This window comes from Escherichia sp. MOD1-EC6098 (assembly GCF_002965865.1).
GTDB lineage: Bacteria > Pseudomonadota > Gammaproteobacteria > Enterobacterales > Enterobacteriaceae > Escherichia > Escherichia marmotae.
On the sequence record NZ_PTSN01000013.1, the window covers coordinates 68,123 to 93,722 of the forward strand.

At 49.8% G+C, this 25,600-nt stretch carries 20 protein-coding genes and 1 pseudogene; 9 read left to right on the forward strand and 12 right to left on the reverse strand.

The genetic code is table 11. From position 1 onward, the window contains the following. Positions 1-40: 40 nt before the first annotated feature. The 3 genes from C0K55_RS14565 to C0K55_RS14575 are packed head-to-tail and all read left to right on the forward strand — an operon-like array spanning position 41 to position 2,155. Entirely contained in the window at positions 41-1,312 is a 1,272-nt protein-coding gene (locus C0K55_RS14565; protein ID WP_105266365.1) for an FAD-dependent oxidoreductase, read from the forward strand. Next, a complete protein-coding gene (locus C0K55_RS14570; RefSeq protein WP_000109517.1) occupies positions 1,303-1,563 on the forward strand; it encodes a ferredoxin family protein in 261 nt (86 codons plus the stop codon). Before C0K55_RS14565 ends, C0K55_RS14570 begins: the two co-directional genes overlap by 10 nt. Positions 1,564-1,579: 16 nt before the next feature. Next, positions 1,580-2,155 (forward strand): glycerol-3-phosphate responsive antiterminator, encoded by a 576-nt coding sequence (locus C0K55_RS14575; RefSeq protein ID WP_001130283.1) that lies wholly within the window; start codon positions 1,580-1,582, stop codon positions 2,153-2,155. Positions 2,156-2,283: 128 nt separating this feature from the next. Here C0K55_RS14575 and C0K55_RS14580 read toward each other — a convergent pair whose 3' ends face one another. From C0K55_RS14580 to C0K55_RS14600, 5 genes are all read right to left on the reverse strand, one after another. Next, complete coding sequence (locus C0K55_RS14580; protein WP_001103599.1) at positions 2,284-3,144, reverse strand: electron transfer flavoprotein subunit alpha/FixB family protein; 861 nt, start codon at positions 3,142-3,144, stop codon at positions 2,284-2,286. Then, the gene (locus C0K55_RS14585; RefSeq protein ID WP_105266364.1) at positions 3,141-3,920 is read right to left on the reverse strand and encodes an electron transfer flavoprotein subunit beta/FixA family protein; all 780 of its coding nucleotides are present in this window, start codon (positions 3,918-3,920) and stop codon (positions 3,141-3,143) included. The genes C0K55_RS14580 and C0K55_RS14585 overlap by 4 nt, the downstream gene beginning before the upstream one ends. Then, entirely contained in the window at positions 3,898-5,235 is a 1,338-nt protein-coding gene (locus tag C0K55_RS14590; protein ID WP_024191904.1) for an MFS transporter, read from the reverse strand. Before C0K55_RS14590 ends, C0K55_RS14585 begins: the two co-directional genes overlap by 23 nt. Positions 5,236-5,328: 93 nt before the next feature. Then, positions 5,329-6,783 carry an FAD-binding oxidoreductase gene (locus tag C0K55_RS14595; protein ID WP_000059317.1) on the reverse strand — a complete coding sequence of 485 codons (1,455 nt, stop codon included), beginning with the start codon at positions 6,781-6,783 and terminating at the stop codon, positions 5,329-5,331. A 69-nt stretch (positions 6,784-6,852) separates the two neighbouring features. After that, positions 6,853-7,638 (reverse strand): SDR family oxidoreductase, encoded by a 786-nt coding sequence (locus tag C0K55_RS14600; protein WP_105266363.1) that lies wholly within the window; start codon positions 7,636-7,638, stop codon positions 6,853-6,855. A gap of 318 nt (positions 7,639-7,956) precedes the next feature. Here C0K55_RS14600 and C0K55_RS14605 point away from each other — a divergent pair, with 318 nt between their 5' ends. Beyond that, positions 7,957-9,234, forward strand: a complete 1,278-nt coding sequence (locus tag C0K55_RS14605; RefSeq protein ID WP_001164860.1) for an MFS transporter — start codon at positions 7,957-7,959, stop codon at positions 9,232-9,234. Positions 9,235-9,260: 26 nt separating this feature from the next. Then, complete coding sequence (locus C0K55_RS14610) at positions 9,261-10,739, forward strand: FGGY-family carbohydrate kinase (RefSeq protein ID WP_105266362.1); 1,479 nt, start codon at positions 9,261-9,263, stop codon at positions 10,737-10,739. Positions 10,740-11,020: 281 nt separating this feature from the next. Here C0K55_RS14610 and queE read toward each other — a convergent pair whose 3' ends face one another. Then, positions 11,021-11,692: a 7-carboxy-7-deazaguanine synthase QueE gene (queE, locus tag C0K55_RS14620; RefSeq protein WP_001199980.1), complete on the reverse strand. Its 672-nt coding sequence runs from the start codon at positions 11,690-11,692 to the stop codon at positions 11,021-11,023. A 173-nt stretch (positions 11,693-11,865) separates the two neighbouring features. Here queE and C0K55_RS14625 point away from each other — a divergent pair, with 173 nt between their 5' ends. The 3 genes and pseudogenes from C0K55_RS14625 to C0K55_RS14635 all read left to right on the forward strand — a co-directional run bounded on the left by C0K55_RS14625 (position 11,866) and on the right by C0K55_RS14635 (position 14,277). After that, on the forward strand, positions 11,866-12,468 hold the full coding sequence (locus tag C0K55_RS14625; RefSeq protein WP_000944229.1) for a LemA family protein: 603 nt from the start codon (positions 11,866-11,868) through the stop codon (positions 12,466-12,468). Positions 12,469-12,481: 13 nt separating this feature from the next. Further along, positions 12,482-13,153, forward strand: a pseudogene (locus tag C0K55_RS14630) (TPM domain-containing protein); the annotation flags it as partial. Positions 13,154-13,374: 221 nt separating this feature from the next. Next, positions 13,375-14,277: a TPM domain-containing protein gene (locus tag C0K55_RS14635; protein ID WP_123058152.1), complete on the forward strand. Its 903-nt coding sequence runs from the start codon at positions 13,375-13,377 to the stop codon at positions 14,275-14,277. 59 nt (positions 14,278-14,336) lie between these two features. Here C0K55_RS14635 and eno read toward each other — a convergent pair whose 3' ends face one another. The 5 genes from eno to rlmD all read right to left on the reverse strand — a co-directional run bounded on the left by eno (position 14,337) and on the right by rlmD (position 22,058). Continuing rightward, positions 14,337-15,635, reverse strand: coding sequence for a phosphopyruvate hydratase (gene eno, locus C0K55_RS14640; protein ID WP_000036723.1), 1,299 nt, complete (start codon positions 15,633-15,635; stop codon positions 14,337-14,339). Between the two features lie 87 nt (positions 15,636-15,722). Continuing rightward, complete coding sequence (gene pyrG / locus C0K55_RS14645; protein ID WP_000210856.1) at positions 15,723-17,360, reverse strand: glutamine hydrolyzing CTP synthase; 1,638 nt, start codon at positions 17,358-17,360, stop codon at positions 15,723-15,725. Between the two features lie 227 nt (positions 17,361-17,587). Next, a complete protein-coding gene (gene mazG / locus C0K55_RS14650) occupies positions 17,588-18,379 on the reverse strand; it encodes a nucleoside triphosphate pyrophosphohydrolase (RefSeq protein WP_001071626.1) in 792 nt (263 codons plus the stop codon). Positions 18,380-18,474: 95 nt separating this feature from the next. Beyond that, positions 18,475-20,709, reverse strand: a complete 2,235-nt coding sequence (gene relA / locus C0K55_RS14655) for a GTP diphosphokinase (RefSeq protein ID WP_000226792.1) — start codon at positions 20,707-20,709, stop codon at positions 18,475-18,477. Positions 20,710-20,756: 47 nt separating this feature from the next. Further along, positions 20,757-22,058 (reverse strand): 23S rRNA (uracil(1939)-C(5))-methyltransferase RlmD, encoded by a 1,302-nt coding sequence (gene rlmD / locus C0K55_RS14660; protein WP_105266687.1) that lies wholly within the window; start codon positions 22,056-22,058, stop codon positions 20,757-20,759. 56 nt (positions 22,059-22,114) lie between these two features. Here rlmD and barA point away from each other — a divergent pair, with 56 nt between their 5' ends. After that, positions 22,115-24,871, forward strand: a complete 2,757-nt coding sequence (gene barA / locus C0K55_RS14665; protein ID WP_000186435.1) for a two-component sensor histidine kinase BarA — start codon at positions 22,115-22,117, stop codon at positions 24,869-24,871. A 268-nt stretch (positions 24,872-25,139) separates the two neighbouring features. Here the strand turns inward: barA and C0K55_RS14670 are convergent, their stop codons facing one another. Next, positions 25,140-25,589, reverse strand: a complete 450-nt coding sequence (locus C0K55_RS14670) for a flavodoxin (protein ID WP_061090695.1) — start codon at positions 25,587-25,589, stop codon at positions 25,140-25,142. Positions 25,590-25,600 lie beyond the last annotated feature (11 nt).

Sequence of the window (25,600 nt, forward strand, 5' to 3'; positions counted from 1 at the left end):
CTATGTTAGGGTGTTGTGCTCTGGATATCTGGGGCATGACATGGAAGACGACTGCGACATTATTATTATTGGTGCCGGTATTGCGGGCACCGCTTGTGCGTTACGCTGCGCGCGAGCGGGATTATCTGTTCTGTTACTGGAACGCGCTGAAATCCCTGGCAGCAAAAACCTTTCCGGCGGGCGGTTATATACCCATGCGCTCGCGGAACTCCTCCCTCAATTTCACCTGACCGCGCCCCTTGAGCGACGTATCACTCACGAAAGCCTTTCTCTGTTAACGCCCGATGGCGCAACGACGTTTTCCAGCTTACAACCCGGTGGTGAATCCTGGAGCGTATTACGCGCACGATTCGATCCGTGGCTGGTTGCCGAAGCTGAAAAAGCAGGAGTTGAGTGTATTCCCGGCGCAACAGTAGACGCGTTATATGAAGAAAACAGCAGAGTGTGTGGCGTTATCTGTGGTGATGATATTCTCCGCGCCCGTTATGTTGTGCTGGCGGAAGGGGCCAATAGTGTGCTGGCAGAACATCACGGGTTAGTTACCCGTCCTGCTGGCGAATCGATGGCGTTAGGGATCAAAGAAGTGCTGTCGCTGGAAACGCCCATTATTGAAGCGCGTTTTCATCTGGAAAACAACGAAGGTGCAGCGATACTGTTCAGCGGGGAAATCTGTGATGACCTGCCAGGCGGTGCATTTCTTTATACCAATCAGCAAACGCTCTCTTTGGGGATTGTTTGCCCGCTCTCTTCCCTTGCACAAAACCGCGTTCCGGCAAGCGAGTTGCTGGCTCGTTTTAAGACACATCCGGCAGTAAGATCTCTCATTAAAAACAGTGAAACGCTGGAATACGGTGCACATCTGGTGCCGGAAGGCGGTTTACGCAATATGCCCGTGCAGTTCGCCGGTAACGGCTGGCTGCTGGTGGGCGATGCGTTGCGCAGTTGCGTCAATACTGGAATTTCAGTGCGAGGCATGGATATGGCGTTCATTGGCGCACAGGCAGCAGCACAAACACTGATTAGCGCCTGCCAGCAACGCGAGCCGCAAAATCTGTTCCCGATTTATCATCACAACATAGAACACAGTTTGCTGTGGGATGTTCTACAACGTTATCAGCATGTTCCGGCGCTTTTACAACGCCCTGGCTGGTATCGGACGTGGCCTGCGTTAATGCAGGATATTTCCCGCGACTTATGGGATCAGGGAGATAAACCTGTTCCACCACTTCGCCAGTTGCTCTGGCGTCATTTACGTCGTCACGGCCTGTGGCATCTGGCGGGCGATGTTATCAGGAGTCTGCGATGTCTGTAGCCCGTAATCTCTGGCGTGCTGCTGATGCGCCACACATTGTTCCGGTTGACCCCGTTGAGCGCCAGACAGCAGAACGGTTGATTAATGCCTGCCCGGCAGGTCTTTTTTCGCTCACGCCGGAAGGCGACTTGCGTATTGATTATCGTAGTTGCCTGGAGTGCGGCACCTGCCGTTTGTTATGCGATGAAAAAACACTACAACAGTGGCGCTATCCGCCTTCTGGATTCGGCATCACCTACCGCTTTGGATAAATAATAAGGATAATTTATGCCCCTCTTACACCTGCTCCGTCAGAATCCGGTGATTGCTGCCGTTAAAGATAATGCCAGCCTGCAACTGGCCATTAATTCTGAATGCCAGTTTATTTCCGTGCTGTACGGCAATATCTGCACCATCAGCAATATCGTCAAAAAGATTAAAAACGCCGGGAAATATGCCTTTATTCATGTCGATTTGCTGGAAGGCGCGTCAAATAAAGAGGTAGTGATTCAGTTTTTGAAACTGGTGACCGAAGCAGACGGCATTATCAGCACTAAAGCGTCGATGCTGAAAGCTGCCAGAGCAGAAGGTTTTTTCTGTATTCATCGCCTGTTTATTGTCGATTCGATTTCGTTTCACAATATTGATAAGCAGGTTGCGCAATCGAACCCAGATTGCATTGAGATCCTGCCTGGCTGTATGCCCAAAGTGCTGGGCTGGGTGACGGAGAAAATCCGCCAACCGCTGATTGCTGGCGGGCTGGTGTGCGATGAAGAAGATGCGCGTAATGCAATTGACGCCGGTGTCGTGGCGCTTTCTACTACTAATACCCGCGTCTGGACGTTAGCGAAAAAATTGCTTTAACGGGATAAACGTAACTAATTGAATTTGTGTGATTTGTAGGCCACATCCGGCATTCAACGCCTGATGCGACGCTAACGCGTCTTATCAGGCCTACAAGTCCCTGCCCCAGAACCGCATCCGCCAGTACGTTATTGGCAATCTGCGTGAATATTTGTCACCAGTGCCTCCAGCACCGCTTTCCAGTCATCCACCACGCCAACATCTGCCTGTGAAAAAACAGCCGCGCTGGCGTCATGATTCACAGCCACCACAAACTGGCTATTACGCACACCTGCCATTAACGCTGCCGCGCCGGACGCCCCGGCAACAATGCAAATCTCTGGCGCCAGCAAGTGCCCGGAAATTCCAATCACTTTTTCCGCATCAAAACCACCATTCATCACTCGCGCCCGACTGTAGCCCACTTCGGCGCCCAGCTTTTCAGCCAGCGTAGCGATGTCATGGCTATCAGCCTCGCCGCCCTGCCCTACCACCAGCACCCGTCTGGCTTCTACTAATGGGTCACGGGTAGTATTTTTCAGGTTTTCGATGCTAACAAACCAGTCTGGAAGTGCGCCGGGGACTATGTTTAGTTGCTGCATACCAGATGGCAACATTGCGTTTTTCGCAGCTCCGGCCTGGCGCGCCAGAGAAAGGCATAGCGGACGTTTTTCTGTTTGCAGCGTCGCCGTCAGCGCATTTCCCCAGTGGGATTTGCGCACGCTTGCTGTCGGTATATCCAACGAAATGATCTGGCAGATGCTGGTGCCATGTAAACGCCAGGCCAGTCGGGTCGCCAGTTCATCGCCAGACGCCCCCGGAGGGAAGAGCACAAATTCCGCAGGTGTTCGCTGCCACTGTTCCACGAGCGCATCCAGCACCTGTTCCGCCACTACGGGCTGAGGTTCAATCTGCCAGTGCGTCAGTGTACAACCGCTGAAATCCTGTTCTGCCAGCCAGCCTGCGATAGCTGCATTGTCCTGATTTATTGTCACTATTACGACATTCATGGCTGCATCCTCTGGCGCAAATAATCCCGCCACAGTATTTGTGCTTTTTCTTCTGCTGTTTGCCCATCAATCAACGTCGCGCCACGTCGTTGCTCCGGCCTTTCCAGTTGCAGGCACTGTATCGCTGACGATTCGGCGGCGATAGTTTCGCGTAAAATTTCTGCTTTCCCTGCCGCCATACGCTGGCGCATTCCCGGTACAGGCAAAGCGACTTCGCCACACTGGCGCACGGCAATGACCGCAGGCAAGCGTACCCGGCAACAGCGCAGCCCGTTTTCAGTACGCTGTTCGAGAGTGATAAATGGCGCGTCGAGTGTGAAACGCTCCACCAGGGTAAAACAGGGCCAGGCCAGTATTTCCGCCAGCAAAAACGGCGTTTGCCCGTTCTGCCCCTCGCTGCTTTGGCAGCCGGTAATAATCAGCTCCATCGGATTCTGGTGCTGCCATTCGGCAATATGGCGAGCAACAAATTCCGGCGCAAAACGCAGATCTGCCGCAGTCTCCAGCAATACTGCTTCCTCAAACCCGAGAGCCGTGAAATAGCGAAGCCAATGCAACGCCCGTTCATCCCCCATGCTCAACGCGGTTAAAGTCATCGGCGTGCCGCTTTTTCTCTGCGCCAATAGAATTGCGGCGGCGGCCTGTTCATCAGCACCGGGTAAACTTCGCAACAGTGAAACATCCGGCCCATAATTTGCCGTAGCAGCAGCCTGCCACTCTTTTTCCGCCAGCATTCCGGCATCCGGTTCGGCTTTAAACGCTAACAGAATGTTCATTCGCACCTCCGACATTTCCCGCCGCAACCAGCGGGAGAGCTTTAGTTTCTGGAGCCCATAGCCAGGTCACAACAAAACCAACCAATAGCACGATGGCCAGTAACAATAAGGTGGCCTGCATTCCCCACTGCGCCAGAACCCACGGCAACAAACCGGTGCTAATTGCCGCGCCAAGTCTACTCATGGCGGTCGCAAAACCGACGCCCAGAGAGCGGATATCAGTAGGAAAACTTTCGGCAGGTAGAATGCCAACCAGATTGCTGACCGCTGAAATGGTGGTGCTGAAGAGAATAAAAAGCAGCAGCGTTAACGAACTGCCGGAAGGCAAACAGGCCATCACCATCAGCGTGGCCGCCAGCAGCAAAAAGCTCCCCAGTAAAAATTTGCGATGGGCTAACAAGTGGGTCAACACTAACCCTAATAACGCGCCAACAATTAACAAGGCATTGAGCATCAGGCTGGCGGTCAGCGCATCTTCCAGACCAATAGTCTGGGCGATAGTCGGCAGCCAGGTATAAATCACAAACCACGGGATCACGAGGCAGACAAAGAACACGCTGTTAAATACCGTGCGCCGCCAGTAACGCGAAGAGAACAAGGTTTTGATGTGCTTAGTGGTGGCCGTTGCCACTTCATCGCCCAGTAATACATGAGAGCCAAAGTAACGATGCACAATGGCATGAGCTTCTGCAAAACGCCCCTGTCGCAGCAGCCAGCGCGGCGATTCCGGTGTGCCCCAACGTAACAACGTAATCAACAGCGCGGGCAGAGCTGTTGATGCCAAAAGCCATCGCCAGGCCTCCGGACTTTCTGAAATAAAGTGATGTCCGGCAATACTTGCCAGCACATAACCCACCGTCCACACCACGCTGAACGCGCCCAGCAAAATACCGCGGTGGCGGCGCGGGGAAAATTCTGCCAGCAAGGTATGCCCCACAGAGTAATCACCACCCAGCCCAATGCCGATCAAAATGCGCAAACCAATCAGGTGCTCCGGCGTGGTGGCAAAATATTGTAAAAACGAAGCGAGCGTAATCAGCAAAAAGCTGAAAGTGAAGATTTTTTGCCGCCCGATATGGTCGGAGATCCAGCCCAAAACCAGGCTGCCGATAAACAGGCCAAGTAGCGCTGAGCCACCAATCATTCCCGCCATAAACGGTGTCAGTTGCATGGCTGGAGTAAGCTGAATAATGGCGTAACCAATGACGCCGAGGACATAACCGTCAGTCAGGTGCGCGCCGAAAGTAAGCGCAGCAATGCGACAGTGAAAACGGTTAAGTGGTAAATCATCCATTCGCACCGGTGAAGTGTTCATCTTTACCCCTTCATTGTCCGGTAATAAGAACGGCTTCTCGCTTGAGAAGCCGAAAAGGCAACGCCCCGACATCACAGGACGCTGCCTGACACATTATTTTTCAATCGGATAGATAGTACCCGTGTTCATAATGCCGTTAGGATCGAACTGCTTTTTCAGCCCTTCCAGCAACGCCCACGCGCTGCCGTGTTCCAGTTTGCTCCAGTGAACGCGATGTTTACCAATGCCGTGATGATGCACCATCGAACCACCGAGGCGAATGGTTTCTTCACAGATGATTTTGTTGAGCGGGTTGTGGTACTTGTCGATTTCCTCTTCCGGTTTGCAGTCAACAACGTTGTAGTCGTAAACGAAGTACATGTTGGTGCCGTTTTGGTAGCTGTGAGAAGAGTGACCGCCCAGCATAGTGATGTCGTCGGCGTGCGGGAACTCGGTACGAATACGGTTAATGACGTTTTCATAGATTTCGTGAATACAACTCCAGCAGCCGGACACTTCGGTGGTAAAGCCCATGTTGCCGGTTTTGAGGATCTGCACACGTTCGGCGGCCACTTTATCCGGCCCCCAGTTCAGGTTGTTGAACCAGGTTTCGATCAGTTTGCTGTCCACACGCTGGCACTGCGGGTAACGCGCCACGATTTCGGCAATTCCTTCGCCTGTCGCCTGCGCAATACGTGGGTTACCCTCAGCCATAAAGATCAGCACGCATTTACCATCAGCAAAATGAGTGAAGTGTTGCGTGCCATCTTCAGCGTCATACAAACGAGCAATCGACGGGCGATACCCTTCCACCATGATTTCACGCAGGATGTTGAAGCCGGTTTTCATGTCTTCCAGCACATAGCCGTAGAAGAGATTGTTTTCCGGGGTGAATTTGAAGATTTTCACTGTAACTTCAGTGATATAGCACAGTGCACCTTCGTTACCAATAATGATGTGACGAATGTCCGGACCAGCCGCGCGACGTGGAACGTTTTTAATGCGCGTCACGGTGCCATCTGCCAGTACCGCTTCCAGGCCAACGACCATATCTTCAATTGCGCCGTAAAGTGTGGAGAACTGCCCAATACTGCGGGTTGCCACCAGGCCACCCATCTGCGCCAGCGGTTTTGACTGCGGAGAATGCCCCGTGGTGTAGCCTTTTTCACGCAACGCGTTTTCCAGCACCTCCAGCGGAACGCCACATTGCGCCGTGGCCTGCATATTCTCAATATCAATATTAATGATTTGATTCATGGCGGAGCCGTCGAGCACCACCGAGTTTTCTACGACAGTTTCCAGCCCACCTTCGGTGGCGGAAGCGCCGGTACGCGGCACACCGTTAATTTTGTGCGCATTCATAAAATTCAGCACGCGGGACACTTGCTCTGTGGAACCGAGTTTTACGACCGCTGCCGGAATAGGCAAAGTATAAATACCATGAATATCCGGAAATTTACGAAAACGGTCAATACTGTTTTTCTTTAATACCGTTTCATCGGTAATTACGCGATCTGCACCAACAATTTCCTTTAGCTGGTCGACAATCGCTGCGCGAGATAAAGACATAATAAATCCTTTCTGATAATAAAAATGGAATAGTCATTAATAAAAGAAAACAGAAACCACCGTTATGGATTAGCGCACTAAACAACCACCATCAACCACCAGCAAATGACCATTCACATAATTCGATGCCGGGCTTGCGAGGAATACGGCTGCGCCCATTAAATCCTGTGTATCGCCCCAACGATTTGCCGGAATATGATCAAGAACGCGCTGATTTGTTTCTGGATTGCTGCGTGTCGCCAGCGTAATATCGGTTGCATAATAACCAGGGGCAATACCATTTACCTGAATATTATATTGACCTAATTCATCGCAATAGGCTTTAGTGAATCCAGCAAGTGCGTGTTTAGTTGCAGAATATGCTGGAGACCATTGCCCGCCCAGGTAAGAAAACAATGAACAGATATTAATGATTTTACCGCTTTTTTGCGGGATCATAATTTTTGCCGCTTCGTAACTCAGCTCAAAAGCGGCTGTCAGGTTCACATCAATCATCGGGTCCCAGTCGGCACGGCCGAAGTCCAGCACCTTATTCAGCTTACAAATACCTGCGTTATTGACCAGAATATCGACAGTGCCAAAACGCTCACAACAGGCAGCGATTATCTTCTGCGGCGCGCCTTCTGCGGTGATATCCACCTGCATGAAGTCCACTTCAACGCCTTGTTTTTCAATCATTTCCTTCGTTTCGCCATTATCTTTGACGAAGCTTGGAATAAAGATATTTGCACCTGCTTTTGCCAGTGCCATCGCAAATGCCTGGCCTAAACCACTATTCCCGCCGGTAACAATTGCAGTTTTACCTTTCAGGGAGAAAAAATCCATTGAGAACGCATTGAGTGATTCGATTGACATAGTTAGCTCCAATTTCCGTAAGGCAAAAAAAAAGAAAGGTAACTTCCCCCGCGAGAGGGAAGTTACCTTTCTCATTATCTCTGGTAACTGGCGATAATTTTTAGCATAAGGGCATAGTCGCTAATGTGATCGTACTCACAGAGTATTACTCGTATAATCAAATAATTTTAAAAAGCAGAAGCGTGATTACTCTCACACAACACCTCTGCTTTCCATGTTATTTCTTATCGCAATTACTAGAGACCTGAGAAAAGTAATCCTCCTGAAAAGGCGGCTTACTTTTCTCTTTTTTTTGTCTATTACAAATGGGAATACGATATGCAACACAGCTCATATCGACGTTGGATAACCCTCGCGATAATTAGTTTTAGCGGCGGAGTTAGTTTTGACCTAGCTTATTTACGTTATATTTATCAAATTCCCATGGCGAAATTTATGGGATTCAGCAATACCGAGATAGGTTTAATTATGAGCACCTTTGGTATTGCCGCCATTATTCTTTATGCGCCCAGCGGGGTTATTGCCGATAAATTTTCACATCGCAAAATGATTACTTCCGCGATGGTAATTACCGGATTATTAGGCCTGATAATGGCAACGTATCCACCATTATGGGTCATGCTCTGTATTCAGGTTGCCTTTGCGATAACGACTATTTTAATGCTGTGGTCGGTGTCGATTAAAGCCGCCTCGCTGCTTGGTGACCATAGCGAACAAGGGAAAATCATGGGCTGGATGGAAGGACTGCGCGGCGTCGGTGTAATGTCGCTGGCAGTGTTTACCATGTGGGTCTTTTCCCGCTTCGCCCCGGATGACAGCGCCAGCCTGAAAACGGTCATTATCATCTACAGCGTGGTTTACATCTTGTTGGGGATTCTGTGCTGGTTTTTTGTTAGCGATAACAACAGCCTGCGTAGCACCCATAACGAAGAAAAACAGTCATTCCAGCTTAGCGACATCCTGGCCGTTTTGCGTATCAGTACAACCTGGTATTGCAGCATGGTGATTTTTGGGGTCTTCACCATCTACGCCATTCTGAGTTACTCCACCAACTATCTGACCGAAATGTATGGCATGTCGCTGGTGGCGGCGAGCTACATGGGGATCGTGATCAACAAAATCTTCCGCGCACTGTGCGGCCCACTTGGCGGCATTATCACCACCTACAGCAAAGTGAAATCCCCTACCCGCGTGATCCAAATTCTTTCCGTGGTCGGCCTGCTGGCACTCACTGCCCTACTCATGACTAACTCTAACCCGCAATCGGTCGCGATGGGGATTGGCCTGATTTTACTACTGGGATTCACCTGCTACGCCTCACGCGGGCTGTACTGGGCCTGCCCCGGCGAAGCGAGAACACCATCTTACATTATGGGCACCACGGTAGGTATTTGTTCGGTGATTGGCTTCCTGCCTGATGTCTTTGTTTACCCGATTATCGGTTACTGGCAGGACACCCTGCCCGCAGCAGAAGCCTACCGCAACATGTGGCTGATGGGCATGGCGGCGCTCGGCATGGTGATCGTCTTTACCTTTTTGCTGTTCCAAAAAATTCGTACTGCTGATAGCGCCCCCGCAACGGCTAACAGCAAGTAAGCCCAGAACATTACAGGAGAAAAATCATGTCGAAGAAATACATCATAGGGATTGATGGCGGAAGTCAGAGTACAAAAGTGGTGATGTACGATCTGCAAGGCAACATAATTTGCGAAGGCAAAGGTTTATTACAGCCGATGCACACACCGGATGCCGATACCGCAGAACATCCTGACGACGATTTATGGGCATCATTATGTTTTGCCGGTCACGATTTAATGAGCCAGTTTGCCGGGAATAAAGAAGATATTGTTGGCATCGGCCTGGGATCAATCCGTTGCTGCCGTGCCTTACTGAAAGCTGACGGTACACCCGCCGCACCACTGATTAGCTGGCAGGATGCGCGAGTTACGCGCCCTTACGAACACACGAATCCTGACGTGGCGTATGTCACTTCTTTTTCGGGCTATCTGGCGCACCGCTTAACAGGCGAGTTTAAAGACAATATCGCCAACTATTTTGGCCAGTGGCCGGTGGATTATAAAACCTGGGCCTGGAGTGAAGATGCCGCGGTAATCGAGAAGTTTAATATCCCCCGCCATATGCTTTTTGGCGTACAAATGCCGGGGACCGTTCTCGGGCATATCACACCACAAGCAGCACTGGCGACACATTTCCCGGCAGGACTGCCGGTAGTTTGTACCACCAGTGATAAACCGGTAGAAGCATTAGGAGCCGGATTGCTGGACGATGAAACGGCGGTGATTTCCTTAGGCACCTATATCGCGCTGATGATGAATGGCAAAGCACTGCCGAAAGACCCGGTAGCGTACTGGCCGATTATGTCTTCTATTCCAGAAACATTGCTGTATGAAGGTTACGGTATTCGCAAAGGGATGTGGACGGTAAGTTGGTTGCGCGACATGCTGGGCGAGTCGTTAATTCAGGATGCCAGAGCACAGGATCTTTCGCCGGAAGATTTGCTCAACAAAAAAGCCTCTTGCGTGCCACCTGGCTGTAATGGGTTGATGACGGTGCTGGACTGGCTGACCAACCCGTGGGAACCGTACAAACGCGGAATTATGATCGGCTTTGATTCCAGTATGGATTACGCATGGATTTATCGTTCGATTCTGGAAAGCGTGGCGCTGACGCTGAAGAACAATTACGACAATATGTGTAATGAAATGAATCACTTTGCGAAGCATGTGATCATTACTGGCGGCGGTTCAAACAGCGATCTGTTTATGCAAATTTTTGCCGACGTGTTCAATCTTCCGGCAAGACGTAACGCCATTAACGGGTGCGCTAGTTTGGGAGCGGCTATCAACGCGTCTGTAGGGCTTGGCTTGTACCCGGATTACGCAACGGCTGTTGACAAAATGATTCGCGTGAAAGACATCTTTATGCCTGTTGAGAGCAACGCCAGACGTTACGACGCGATGAATAAAGGCATTTTCAAAGACCTAACCAAACACACTGATGTGATCCTGAAAAAATCGTATGAAGTGATGCATGGAGAATTGGGCAATGTGGACGCTATTCAAAGCTGGTCTAATGCGTAAGTGAAGAAGACCGGGCGGGAAACCGCCCGCTCTGAGCATACCTGAATGGTTACCTCTAAACATAACCTGTTATTAATTAATGATTTTTCAAGCCAGTTCCAATCTACCAAAATTTGTAGCGATGATTTTTACTCCAGTGAAAAATTAACACTACGGAATTTGTTTTGGTTTGCAATGACGAGTCCGGAAAAACCAGAAGAGAACAATCAGAAGAGGCAAAAATATAAATGGGTGGAATTCTTTACAGGTTCCACCCATTTATAACGCTTATAAATATTTAATCAGGCAATATTCAAATATTTATGCGTTTGCATCGACAAACGCCAGTTCCGCGCAATACAGGTATCGATACATAAACGCGTGGCATCTTCTTTCTGACTAATTGGCTGAAGTGCAATTACTCGCGGTTTATCATCAGTCAGCGTTGCCAGCAATTCATCCAGTGCTTCAATATCCCGTACACGCCCAACCGGATGTTTGATTTCATTGGCGCGTTCCAGCGCCTGCGACAACACTTCATAGCCGCCGCGCATGTTCAGTTTTGGCGACACGGTAACCCAGGTGTTCGGTGTACAACGTACTTCGTGAGTACCGCTGGTTTCTATCTGGCAGCTAAAACCGTTCTTTTCAAGCAAGTCAGTCAATGGCAGCAAATCATGAATGCAAGGTTCACCACCCGTAATCACTACGTGACGCGCGGTATATCCCTGACGACTTATGACCGCTAACAAATCTTCGCTGCTTGCTGCGCCCCACTTATCACTCTCTTTGGTTTTCGCCAAAATACTGAAAAGAGAAACTTCCCGATCCTCAAGTTTTTCCCACGTGTGTTTGGTATCACACCAGGCACAGCCGACCGGGCATCCCTGTAAACGAATAAAAATGGCGGGGACGCCGGTAAAGTAACCCTCACCTTGCAGGGTCTGGAACATCTCGTTAATCGGGTACTGCATAGCATTCTCTGTAAAGTGGATAATTGTTAATTATTGCAGATCCTACCGCAATATTCATGCTTTATTAACATTCTGTTACAGGCAGGTTTAAGATAAAAAGGCGAAACAGATCATTAATAAAAAAATGAAACAACGTATTATTCCCCGGGGAATTAAACAAAAGGGATTTAAATATGCTCAGAATATTCATCGTACTTATATTTATTTTCAATTTATCAGGTTGTGGATATAATGATATTCAAACTTATGACGAACAAGTCAATTCATCCTGGTCAGAAGTTCTGAATCAGTATCAACGTCGTGCCGACCTTATTCCTAATCTTGTCGCCAGTATTAAAGGTTATTCCAGCTATGAAAAAGAAGTGTTGGAAGCCGTAACATTAGCGCGTAGCCAGGCTATCAGGGCCAGTAGCGATTTACAGCAAGCGCCAGGCGATGAGCAAAAGCTACAAACCTGGCAACAAGCTCAGGCGCAACTGACTCGTACACTCGGCCAGTTAACGATTATCAGTGAACGTTATCCTGAATTAAAGGCCCAGGAACTCTATCAAAATTTGATAGTACAGCTCGAAGGAAGTGAAAACCGCATTGCCGTTGCGCGAGGAAGATACATTAAAGCTATTGAACAATATAATGTCACTATCCGCAAATTCCCCGCTGTATTAACCGCAAAAATAATGGATTACACCGCAAAGAAAAATTATTTGCCGGATGATGTCGCCGCAGTGAGTAAAGCACCAACAATAGATTTTAGCCAAAATCCTAATATTCATTAAGCGGGCAATCCTTATGCGAATTTTTATCTTTCTTCTGGCTTTCTTCTGTCCATCGGCGTTTGCTACGCAAATTCCAGTACCTGAATTACCTGTGTATGTGAATGACGTAACAGGTACATTGACGAACAGCGAAATAAATGCTCTTGCTGGTCAGATTAAAAACCTGACGCAAAGAAATCTGGCGCAAATGGTGGTGTTAGTAGTTGACACAACAGGCGATGAAACTATCGAGCAGTACGCTACGCGGGTATTCGATAGCTGGAAACCAGGTGATAAAGACCGCGATGATGGTGTTCTACTGTTAGTCGCCTGGCAGGATCATACCGTGCGTATTGAAATCGGTTACGGACTGGAAGGCCTTATTACAGATGCACAGTCCGGACAAATTATTCGCAACAGTATTATTCCAGCATTTAAAAATGGCGACCTTGCTGGCGGCTTACAAAAAGGAATAAACGATATTGAAAGTCGTCTGACGGGGAATGATTTAGCAACGATAACACCAACCGATCACCCTTTGCCCTTTAGCGGTTGGTGGGCTTTGTTGGCCTGGGCGATAGTACTGACCTTTATTTCCGCCAGGGGATATATCAAAACGCTGGGAGTAATTTGCTTCGCTGCCATAGTGCTGGCCTTTGTTTTGCCTATTGCAGGTTTCAGCGGAAGCTGGGGAGTGCTCGCTACACTATTATGCTTCTCCACACCGTTCCTTGTTGTTGCTATTACTTTTACCCCTTTCGGCAAAAAGGTACGTGACTCAATGCGTAGTGCCAACCGGCCATCACGCCATACCAAAAGTAATTATAACTCCAGAGATTCGTCATCATCATCGTCCTCTTCTTTCGACAATGACAATTTCAGCGGCGGTGGCGGTTCATCTGGTGGCGGTGGCGCTTCAGGGCGCTGGTGATCAATATGCGCTTAATCCTTTTTCTACTCATATTGTGGTGCGTTCCTGTGTTTGCCCAGCAAATGGCTGTACCGGAACTACACCAACAGGTGACAGATCTTACTGATACGTTAAGTTCACCTGAGCAACAATCTCTGACACTACAGTTGCAGAAGATTGCACAGAATACGCAGGCGCAGGTCGCTATATTAGTGGTGCCATCCACTGGTGAAGATACCATTGAACAATATGCAACACGCGTTTTTGATAGCTGGAAGTTGGGCGATGCACAGCGCAACGATGGTATTTTACTTCTGGTTGCCTGGGAAGATCATACTGTCCGTATAGAAGTGGGCTACGGGCTGGAAGGGGTGGTTACCGACCTGCAAGCGGCAAAGATTATCCGTGTTATATTGATCCCCGCGTTCAAAAACGATGATCTTATTGGAGGGTTGACACTGGCCAGCGAAAATATCGGCGCGCTTCTGTTGAATGGTGAATTACCGGAAGGCAGCGGAAATCATTACAGTATCAAAACTCCAATTCCATTATCGGTCGCTGTAATTATTTTACTGGCAGTACTTTCGTATTTTATTATTTTTACCGATCCATCAAATCTATCGTGGATTGCACTCACCGGCGCAATTTACGGGATGGTATTCCTCTATGTTGCCGAGCCCGGAGCATGGACGAATTTAATCGTTGCTTGCAGTATGTTAACACCTTTTGCGATCGTACCTCTGCTTATCTTCTGGCTTCTGGTGAATAAAAAGTTACGCGCCAAATATAAGAAGCTCAGTAAAGAAAGAGCTTCAAGAAAAGGTTCTTCTTCATCCTCTTCCGGTGGAGGCTCAAGTGGCGGCGGATTTAGCGGCGGGGGTGGTTCTTCTGGCGGCGGCGGCGCGTCCGGCCGCTGGTAACTCAACCATAAAAAATGCCAGCCCGAAGGCTGGCATTTTTAAATCAGATAAAGTCAGACTTATGCCTGGCCTTTGATCTCTTTACGACCGTTGTACGGTGCTTTTTCGCCCAGAGCTTCTTCAATACGAATCAGCTGGTTGTATTTAGCAACGCGGTCAGAACGGCTCATAGAACCCGTTTTGATCTGGCCTGCAGCAGTACCAACAGCCAGGTCAGCGATGGTAGCGTCTTCAGTTTCACCAGAACGGTGAGAGATTACTGCAGTGTAGCCAGCGTCTTTCGCCATCTTGATTGCAGCCAGAGTTTCGGTCAGAGAACCGATCTGGTTGAATTTGATCAGGATGGAGTTAGCGATGCCTTTTTCGATACCTTCTTTCAGGATCTTGGTGTTGGTTACGAACAGGTCGTCACCAACCAACTGGATTTTGTCGCCCAGAACTTTGGTCTGGTATGCGAAACCGTCCCAGTCAGACTCGTCCAGACCATCTTCGATGGAAACGATCGGGTACTGTTTGGTCAGTTCTTCCAGGAAGTGAGTGAATTCTTCAGAGGTGAAAGCTTTGTTGCCTTCGCCAGCCAGAACGTATTTACCGTCTTTGTAGAATTCAGAAGCTGCGCAGTCCATCGCCAGAGTGATGTCTTTGCCCAGTTCATAGCCAGCAGCTTTAACAGCTTCAGCGATAACAGCCAGAGCTTCAGCGTTGGAACCCAGGTTCGGCGCATAGCCACCTTCGTCACCAACAGCAGTGTTCATACCTTTCGCTTTCAGAACTTTTGCCAGGTGATGGAAAACTTCAGAACCCATGCGGATGGCTTCTTTCACAGTTTTCGCGCCAACCGGCTGAATCATGAATTCCTGAATATCAACGTTGTTGTCAGCGTGCTCACCACCGTTGATGATGTTCATCATCGGAACCGGCATGGAGTATTTGCCCGGAGTACCGTTCAGTTCAGCGATGTGCTCGTACAGCGGCATACCTTTAGCAGCCGCGGCAGCTTTGGCGTTAGCCAGAGATACAGCCAGGATTGCGTTTGCGCCGAATTTGGATTTATTTTCAGTGCCGTCCAGGTCGATCATGATCTTGTCAATGCCAGCCTGATCTTTGGCATCTTTGCCAATCAGCGCCTGAGCGATCGGGCCGTTAACCGCAGCAACAGCTTTGGTTACGCCTTTGCCCAGGAAACGGGATTTGTCACCATCGCGCAGTTCCAGTGCTTCACGGGAACCAGTAGAAGCACCTGACGGAGCAGCCGCCATACCGACGAAACCACCCTCCAGGTGTACTTCGGCTTCAACAGTCGGGTTACCACGGGAGTCGATGATTTCACGACCGATGATTTTTACGATTTTGGACATTAGGGTTTCCTCAAGTCACTAGTTAAACTAAAACTCCAGACAAACAACGCGTACCCTGGGTACGCGTTGCCGTTCTAACTTTTTTACTTACTTCGCCTGACGTTTCTGGAACTCGCTGGCGGCTTTTACAAAGCCAGCAAACAGCGGGTGGCCATCACGTGGAGTAGAAGTAAACTCCGGATGGAACTGACAAGCCACGAACCACGGGTGATTCGGAACTTCGATGATCTCGACCAACTGATCATCCCCGGAACGGCCCGCAACGCGCAGACCTGCATCTTCAATCTGTTTCAACAGCATGTTGTTGACTTCGTAACGGTGACGATGACGTTCAACAATTGTCGGCGCATTGTACAGTTGGCGAACCAGGCTATCGTCAACCAACTGGCACTGCTGCGCGCCAAGACGCATGGTGCCACCGAGATCGCTATTCTCGCTACGAACTTCAACGTTGCCGTTTTCATCACGCCACTCGGTAATCAGCGCCACAACCGGGTACTTACAGTCTGGCACAAATTCCGTAGAGTTGGCGTTCTCCATGTTGGCAACATGGCGAGCGTAATCAATTAACGCCACCTGCATACCCAGGCAAATACCCAGATAAGGAATATTGTTCTCACGCGCAAAGCGTGCGGTAGTAATCATGCCCTCTACGCCACGGTAACCGAAACCACCAGGTACGAGGATCGCATCCAGGCCTTTAAGGATTTCAACACCGCGTGTTTCAACATCTTGTGAATCGATCAGTTTGATGTTGACGCTAACACGATTTTTCAGCCCGCCGTGTTTCAGTGCTTCAATCACGGATTTATAAGCGTCCGGCAGTTCAATGTACTTGCCGACCATACCGATAGTGACTTCACTTACCGGATTCGCTTCTTCAAAGATAACCTGTTCCCATTCGGACAGATTAGCTTCCGGGCAGTTCAAGCTGAATCGTTTACAAATATAATCGTCCAGCCCCTGAGATTTCAACAGGCCTGGAATTTTATAGATAGAATCGACGTCTTTCAGAGAAATAACCGCTTTTTCCGGAACATTACAGAACAATGCAATCTTCGCACGTTCGTTCGCCGGAACGGCGCGATCTGAACGACAAATCAGGATATCAGGCTGGATGCCGATAGAAAGCAGCTCTTTTACAGAGTGCTGAGTCGGCTTGGTTTTGACTTCACCAGACGCAGCCATGTACGGCACCAGGGTCAGGTGCATGAACAGCGCGTGTTCACGACCAATATCAACAGCTAACTGGCGAATCGCTTCAAGGAACGGCAGGGATTCGATGTCACCGACAGTACCGCCGATTTCGACCAGAACCACGTCGTGGCCTTCACCGCCGGCAAGAACGCGTTCTTTAATAGCGTTAGTAATGTGCGGGATAACCTGTACGGTTGCGCCCAGATAGTCGCCACGGCGTTCTTTACGCAGAACGTCAGAATAGATACGACCCGTGGTGAAGTTGTTGCGGCGGCTCATTTTGGTGCGAATGAAACGCTCGTAGTGCCCCAGGTCCAGGTCGGTTTCAGCGCCGTCTTCAGTAACGAACACTTCCCCGTGTTGGATTGGGCTCATAGTACCTGGATCGACGTTGATGTACGGATCCAGTTTCATGATGGTCACATTGAGGCCACGGGCTTCAAGAATGGCTGCGAGGGAGGCTGCGGCAATGCCTTTACCCAGAGAGGATACGACCCCGCCGGTCACAAAAATATAGTTCGTTGTCATGCTGAACCTGAGAAGTTAGGTTGAAAAGACGATGGAATAACCAGGACGGGAAAGCAGTATACCCGAACATGACCTGTGCCACAAACTTTCATTATCCCTCCTCTTCGCCAGCGCACAATTGAAATCAGGAGTGAGAAAATAGCCCCTTTGGGGTAAATGTTTTTGACGCAAATCAAGCGCTTGTCATTTAAAAAATGACACAAATCGCGCTTGACCGTGTAATTTCCTTAGAGATCAATTTCCTGCCGTTTTACCTGCTGCCAGACTTCTTCCATTGTTTCGAGGTCAACACCTGTCATTTCCAGTCCACGCGCGGCAACAATCCGCTCCACTTCGCGAAAACGACGCTCAAATTTTTCGTTAGCTTTTTGTAGCGCAATCTCTGCTTTCGTCCCTAAATGGCGGGCCAGATTGACCGTCGCAAACAGCAGGTCGCCCATTTCCTCCTCCAGTTTAGCCTGGTCCACTACAGCCTGCCGCGCCTCGTACATGACCTCGTCAATCTCTTCGTAAACTTTATCGACCACCGGGCCAAGCGTCGTCCAGTCGAAGCCAACGTTGGCGCAGCGTTTCTGGATTTTTTGCGCACGCATTAAGGCCGGTAAACTGCGAGGAATATCGTCCAGCGCTGAATGTTGCGCCTTCTGCGCGCGCTCTTCGGTTTTGATCTGCTCCCAACGGGCAAGAACTTCACTGCTGTTATCGGCAGAACTGTCAGCAAAAACATGCGGATGGCGGCGCTCTAACTTATCGCTGATCGCCGCGCAAATATCATTAAAGTCAAAGCGCCCTTCTTCCTGGGCCATTTGCGCGTAAAACACCACCTGGAACAGCAAATCGCCCAGTTCACCGCGCAGATCGTCAAAGTCTTCGCGGGCAATGGCATCCAGCACTTCATAAGTTTCTTCAAGGGTATAAGGTGCAATAGAAGCGAATGTCTGCTCTTTGTCCCACGGACAGCCGTTTTCCGGGTCACGAAGACGCTGCATGATAGTGAGCAAACGGTCGATTTGATTCATTGGAATGTCCTGAAAATTGCGGGTCTGTCAGGTGTAACACCTTCGAGTAAAGGATATCGTCGGATACGGCTGACGCCATATCCGGCTATGTAAGATTAATTCCCGTGCAGTCGTCTTGCATCGATAACATCTGGCACCTGATTGAGTTTACCCAGCACGCGCCCCAGCACTTGCAGGTTATAAATCTCAATGGTCATATCGATGGTCGCCAGTTGCTGTTTCGTGTCGCTGCGGCTGGCAACGCCAAGCACATTCACCTTCTCATTGGCGAGAATAGTGGTGATATCACGCAACAATCCACTACGATCATTGGCCTGCACGCGAACCACCAGCGAGTAACCAGCGGAGTAGCTCTCGCCCCATACCGCGTCAACAATTCGTTCCGGCGCATGGGAGCGCAGTTCCGCCAGTTGTTCGCAATCGGCGCGGTGTACGGAGATCCCGCGGCCCTGGGTAATGAAACCGACAATCTCATCGCCAGGAATCGGCTGGCAGCAACGCGCGATGTGGTGCATCAGGTTGCCCACACCTTCTACCACTACACGACCGTTATCTTTACTGCGGTTTTGTGGTGTATAGCTTTTTTGCTGAAGCTGTTTCAGTGCGGCGGCGTCCTGCTCTTCGGCGCTCGGCTTATTAAATTGCGATTGCAGGAAGTTGACCATCTGATTGAGACGGATATCCCCGCCACCAATCGCCGCCAACAACTCGTCGACGTCATTGAAGTTGTAACGCGGCAGCAGATATTTTTCTGCTTCCTTCAGACTGATCCCCAAATGTTCCAGTTCGTCGTCAAGGATTTGCCGTCCTGCCAGAATATTTTTGTCACGATCCTGTTTACGGAACCAGGCGTGAATTTTCGAACGCCCGCGGCTGGTTGTAACATAACCCAGGTTTGGGTTTAACCAGTCACGGCTGGGATTCGGCTGTTTCTGGGTGATAATTTCAATCTGGTCACCCATCTGCAACTGGTAGGTGAATGGCACAATGCGCCCGCCAATTTTTGCCCCGATGCAGCGGTGCCCGACATCACTATGGATGTGGTAAGCGAAATCCAGCGGCGTTGATCCCGCAGGCAGATCAACAACATCACCTTTCGGCGTAAACACATATACCCGATCATCAAAGACCTGACTGCGTACTTCGTCGAGCATTTCGCCAGAATCAGCCATCTCTTCCTGCCACGCAATCAGTTTACGCAGCCAGGCAATCCGGTCTTCATGTCCCGAACGTGCGCCGCCAGCAGCCGCGCCTTCTTTGTATTTCCAGTGCGCAGCAACACCCAACTCTGCATCTTCATGCATCTGTTTGGTGCGGATTTGGATCTCAACGGTTTTGCCTCCCGGCCCCAACACTACGGTATGAATAGACTGATAACCGTTCGGTTTCGGGTTCGCAACGTAATCATCGAACTCATCCGGCAAGTGGCGATAGTGAGTGTGCACTATGCCCAGCGCGGCGTAACAATCCTGCAAACGTTCCGCGACGATACGCACCGCACGAACATCAAACAGCTCATCAAAGGCGAGGTTCTTTTTCTGCATTTTGCGCCAGATGCTGTAGATGTGTTTTGGGCGTCCATACACTTCAGCTTTAACGCCTTCAGCTTTCATCTCTGCACGCAGATGCCCCACAAACTCTTCAATGTAGTGTTCGCGGTCGAGGCGGCGCTCATGCAGCAGTTTTGCAATACGTTTGTACTCGGTCGGGTGGAGGTAACGGAAGCAGTAATCTTCCAGTTCCCATTTCAGTTGCCCAATCCCAAGACGGTTCGCCAGCGGCGCGTAGATATTGGTGCACTCTTTTGCCGCCAGCACGCGTTCATCTTCCGGCGCATCTTTTACTTCGCGCAGATGGGCAATTCGCTCCGCCAGTTTGATGACCACGCAACGGAAGTCATCGACCATCGCCAGCAACATCCGGCGAACGTTATCGACCTGTTCGGAGGAAACAGAATCGGTGTGCGTTGCTTTCAGTTGGCGGATTGCCGCCATATCGCGCACACCGTGAATAAGATTAACGACCGACTTACCGACACTCTCGCGCAGTACGTCTTCGCTGACGACGTTTGCATCGGCCAGAGGGAACAGCAGCGCAGCCCGCAGCGTGTCAATGTCCATACTTAATGTCGAGAGGATCTCCACCATCTCGACACCACGCCACAACAGCAAACTGGCATCCGGATGCCCCTGCGTCTGCTGCAGACAATACGCCCAGGTTTCGGCTAAGCACTCACACGACTTCTGGCTGGCAATGCCCAGACTTGCGATCCATTTTTCCGGATCAAATTCACCAGCCTTATTGATATGTGCACTTCTTACCGCAACCATCGTCCTCTCCTTTAGGGACCTGACCTGCTGAAATCAGCAAATCGTAACTATTTAACGCGCGAGAAAAGTACCATCGATTCCAGATGCCCCGTGTGTGGGAACATATCCAGCATCGCCAACCGCGCAATGGTATATCCTGCTTTTAATAACGCCTCGCTATCCCGAGCCAGCGTCGCAGGGTTACAGGATACATAAACTATACGAATAGGTTCCAGTTTTATAATTTGTTGCATAACGCCTGCTGCACCAGCACGCGCCGGGTCCAGCAACACTTTATCAAAGCCGTTTTTTGCCCACGGCTGCTTTGTGACATCATCTTCAAGATTTTCGTGATAAAACGTCACATTATGTAAGCGATTAAGACTCGCGTTCTGCTGGCCTTTTTCCACCAGCGCCGGAACCCCTTCCACACCAACAACACTTGCCGCACGGGTCGCTAACGGCAGCGTAAAATTGCCCATACCACAGAACAGATCCAGCACACGATCATCAGGCTGAACATCCAGCCACTCCAGCGCTCGCGCCACCATTTTCTGGTTCACACCCGCATTGATCTGAATAAAATCACGCGGACTAAAGGTTAAGCGCAACCCGTTTGAGTCATACCAGGGCATCTCGCCAGAGACGGTTTCGAGTATCTCACTATCGGGGGCGAGATACAGATCCAGGCCTTCAGAATGCGAAAAGCGTTCCAGTTTTTCGCGATCTGCCAAACTTAGCGGTGCGGTATGGCGTAAAATCATCAGCAGGCCGCTGGTTGCCTGCACCAGTTCAACATGACCAAGATGGCGCATAGCTTGTAAGCTGTCCAGGCATGCCCTGACTTTGGGCAACAACGCTTCAAGTTGGGGCACTAAAATAGGGCATTGTTTAACGTCGACAATGTCACTGGAACCCGCTTTGCGAAATCCCATCTGGAGTTGTTGTTTTTTCGGTAGATAGTTCAGACTTAAACGCGCGCGACGGCGATAACCCCAGGGGACATCGTCGATCACTTCAGAGACGTCGTGTTTCATTAACCGGGCGAGTGCTGCGCTTTTGCTACGCTGCTGGAGTTCGACGCTGGCGTGTTGTTGCTGACAGCCGCCGCATACGCCAAAATGAGGGCAGCGTGGCGTTTTGCGTTCCGGGCTGTCGCTTAACCTGTGCACGACCTTAGCGCGGGCGTACTGTTTTTTATCTTCAGTAACAGTAACTTCCGCGTTTTCCGGCGGTAGTAATCCAGGAATAAATAACGCTTTGCCGTTATGTCGCGCCACGCCCTGACCAAAAGAGTCGAGGTCGTTGACTGAAACGGTTATGATCTGACGCGTCGTCGCGCGTCGTTTTGCAGAGTAGAATTGCGCCATTGGCGAGACTTTCTCAATTTAACAGTGTGACCTTAATTGTCCCATAACGGAACTCCATGACCAACTACAGCCTGCGCGCACGCATGATGATTCTGATCCTGGCACCGACCGTCCTTATTGGTTTATTGCTTAGCATCTTTTTCGTCGTGCATCGCTATAACGACTTGCAGCGTCAACTGGAAGATGCCGGTGCCAGCATTATTGAGCCGCTTGCGGTTTCAACGGAATATGGCATGAGCCTGCAAAATCGCGAATCTATTGGTCAATTGATCAGCGTTTTGCATCGTCGCCATTCCGATATTGTTCGTGCCATTTCGGTTTATGATGAAAATAACCGACTTTTTGTCACCTCCAATTTTCATCTTGATCCTTCATCAATGCAGCTCGGCAGCAACGTGCCATTTCCGCGCCAACTTACTGTCACACGTGATGGCGATATTATGATCCTGCGCACGCCGATTATTTCTGAGAGTTATTCTCCCGACGAATCACCCAGCAGCGATGCCAAAAATAGTCAAAATATGTTGGGATATATTGCTCTTGAGCTGGATCTTAAATCAGTGCGCTTGCAGCAATATAAAGAGATCTTTATTTCTAGCGTGATGATGCTGTTTTGTATTGGTATCGCGCTTATTTTTGGCTGGCGCTTAATGCGCGATGTAACCGGCCCAATTCGCAACATGGTGAATACCGTCGACCGCATCCGCCGAGGGCAACTCGACAGTCGGGTGGAAGGATTTATGCTCGGAGAGTTGGATATGCTGAAAAATGGCATCAACTCGATGGCAATGTCGCTGGCGGCTTATCACGAAGAGATGCAGCACAATATCGACCAGGCGACGTCCGATCTGCGTGAAACGCTGGAACAGATGGAAATTCAGAACGTTGAACTGGATCTGGCGAAAAAACGCGCCCAGGAAGCGGCGCGTATTAAGTCAGAGTTTCTGGCAAACATGTCGCATGAGCTGCGTACACCGTTGAATGGCGTTATTGGTTTTACCCGCCTGACGTTGAAAACAGAATTAACACCAACGCAGCGCGATCACCTCAATACTATTGAACGCTCGGCAAATAATTTGCTGGCAATTATTAATGATGTTCTCGATTTCTCAAAACTGGAAGCAGGCAAGCTGATTCTGGAAAGTATTCCATTCCCACTACGCAGCACGCTGGATGAAGTGGTAACGCTACTGGCGCATTCTTCTCACGATAAAGGACTGGAATTAACGCTCAATATTAAGAGCGACGTACCCGATAACGTCATTGGCGACCCGCTGCGTTTACAGCAAATAATCACTAACCTGGTGGGGAATGCGATTAAATTCACCGAGAATGGCAACATCGACATTCTGGTAGAAAAACGTGCGCTGAGTAATACCAAAGTACAGATTGAAGTGCAGATCCGTGATACCGGCATTGGTATTCCTGAACGTGATCAATCGCGTTTGTTCCAGGCCTTCAGACAGGCAGATGCCAGTATTTCACGCCGTCATGGCGGCACCGGGCTGGGGCTGGTGATTACGCAAAAACTGGTCAATGAAATGGGTGGCGATATCTCGTTCCATAGCCAGCCGAATCGTGGTTCAACCTTCTGGTTCCATATTAATCTCGATCTGAACCCGAATATTATTATCGAAGGGCCATCCACTCAGTGCCTCGCGGGTAAACGCCTGGCTTATGTCGAACCGAACTCTGCAGCCGCCCAGTGTACGCTGGATATTTTAAGCGAAACACCGCTGGAAGTGGTTTATAGCCCAACGTTCTCCGCGCTGCCTCCTGCACATTACGACATGATTTTGTTAGGGATTGCGGTAACCTTCCGCGAACCGCTGACGATGCAGCATGAGCGGTTGGCGCAAGCGGTGTCAATGACCGATTTTCTGATGCTGGCACTTCCGTGCCATGCACAGGTCAATGCCGAAAAGCTCAAGCAAGATGGTATCGGCGCGTGTCTGCTGAAACCCCTGACGCCTACACGTTTGTTGCCTGTACTGACGGAATTTTGTCATCAAAAGCAAAACACACTTTTGCCTGTTACCGATGAAAGTAAGCTGGCAATGACGGTTATGGCTGTTGATGATAATCCGGCAAACCTGAAACTTATCGGCGCATTGCTGGAAGATATGGTGCAGCATGTTGAGCTGTGCGATAGCGGACATCAGGCGGTTGAACGGGCGAAACAGATGCCGTTCGATTTAATCTTAATGGATATTCAAATGCCGGATATGGACGGCATTCGGGCATGTGAACTCATTCACCAGCTCCCGCATCAGCAGCAAACACCAGTTATCGCGGTAACGGCGCACGCGATGGCCGGGCAAAAAGAGAAACTGCTTGGCGCGGGAATGAGCGATTATCTGGCGAAACCGATTGAAGAAGAGCGGTTGCATAATTTGCTGTTACGTTACAAGCCCGGCAGTGGCATTTCTTCTCGCGTCGTGACGCCAGAAGTGAACGAAATTGTGGTGAATCAGAATGCGACTCTCGACTGGCAACTGGCACTGCGCCAGGCTGCAGGAAAAAACGATCTGGCGCGCGATATGCTGCAAATGTTGCTCGATTTCCTGCCAGAAGTTCGCAACAAAGTTGAAGAACAATTGGTTGGAGAAAACCCGGAAGGCCTGGTTGATTTGATCCATAAACTGCATGGCAGTTGCGGTTATAGCGGCGTACCGCGAATGAAGAATCTCTGCCAACTAATCGAACAACAGCTACGCAACGGTACTAAAGAAGAAGATTTGGAGCCGGAGCTACTGGAACTGTTGGACGAGATGGATAATGTGGCGCGCGAAGCCAGTAAAATTCTCGGTTAATAAACCTCTTGTCGAGTAAAAACCGGCTTCTTTATGAAGCCGGTTTCAGATTGGTGGCAAGTACCTGTGTTTATGCCGAATGCGGCGAGAACGCCTTGCCATGTCTACAACATCATATGAAGTGGTTCACTTGACTCCAGGCAAACGCTAGTAAAAATGCCCCTTAAGAAGGCACATTTACTGGCATTTGCCTGAAAAAATCCGATTCAGCATCGCTGAAACAATATTTTTGCCGACCATTAGGTATATCAGCAAAAATAGCGAGGACTCAGGACAACAGCGTGCCCCAATGTTCAACCCACGGGTTTGATTCCGTTTCTGGTTCCGGGGTCTCGCTGGCATCAATCAGCAGCATTTCCCCTACCCGCTGCGCGCTTTGTTCCTGCAACAAAGCATCGAACTGTTTGCCACCATTGCAGAAATTCACATAACTGCTGTCGCCAAGGGCAATCACGCCATAACGCAGGTTCGGCTGGAAACCGAGGCTATCCTTTATTCCCAGAAAGAGCGGCACAATGCTGTCAGGAAGGTCGCCCTGCCCGGTGGTCGAGGTGACTACCAGTACGTACTTGTCCTGATAGGGTAGCCAGTCACTTAACTCTGGATCTTCAAATACCGTTGCTTTGTGTCCTTGCCCGGACAAAATGGCTTCCGCTTCTTCTGCAACTAACAATGCGTTGCCGTACATGGTGCCAACAAAAATACCAATTTCCGCCATACCGTTTTCTC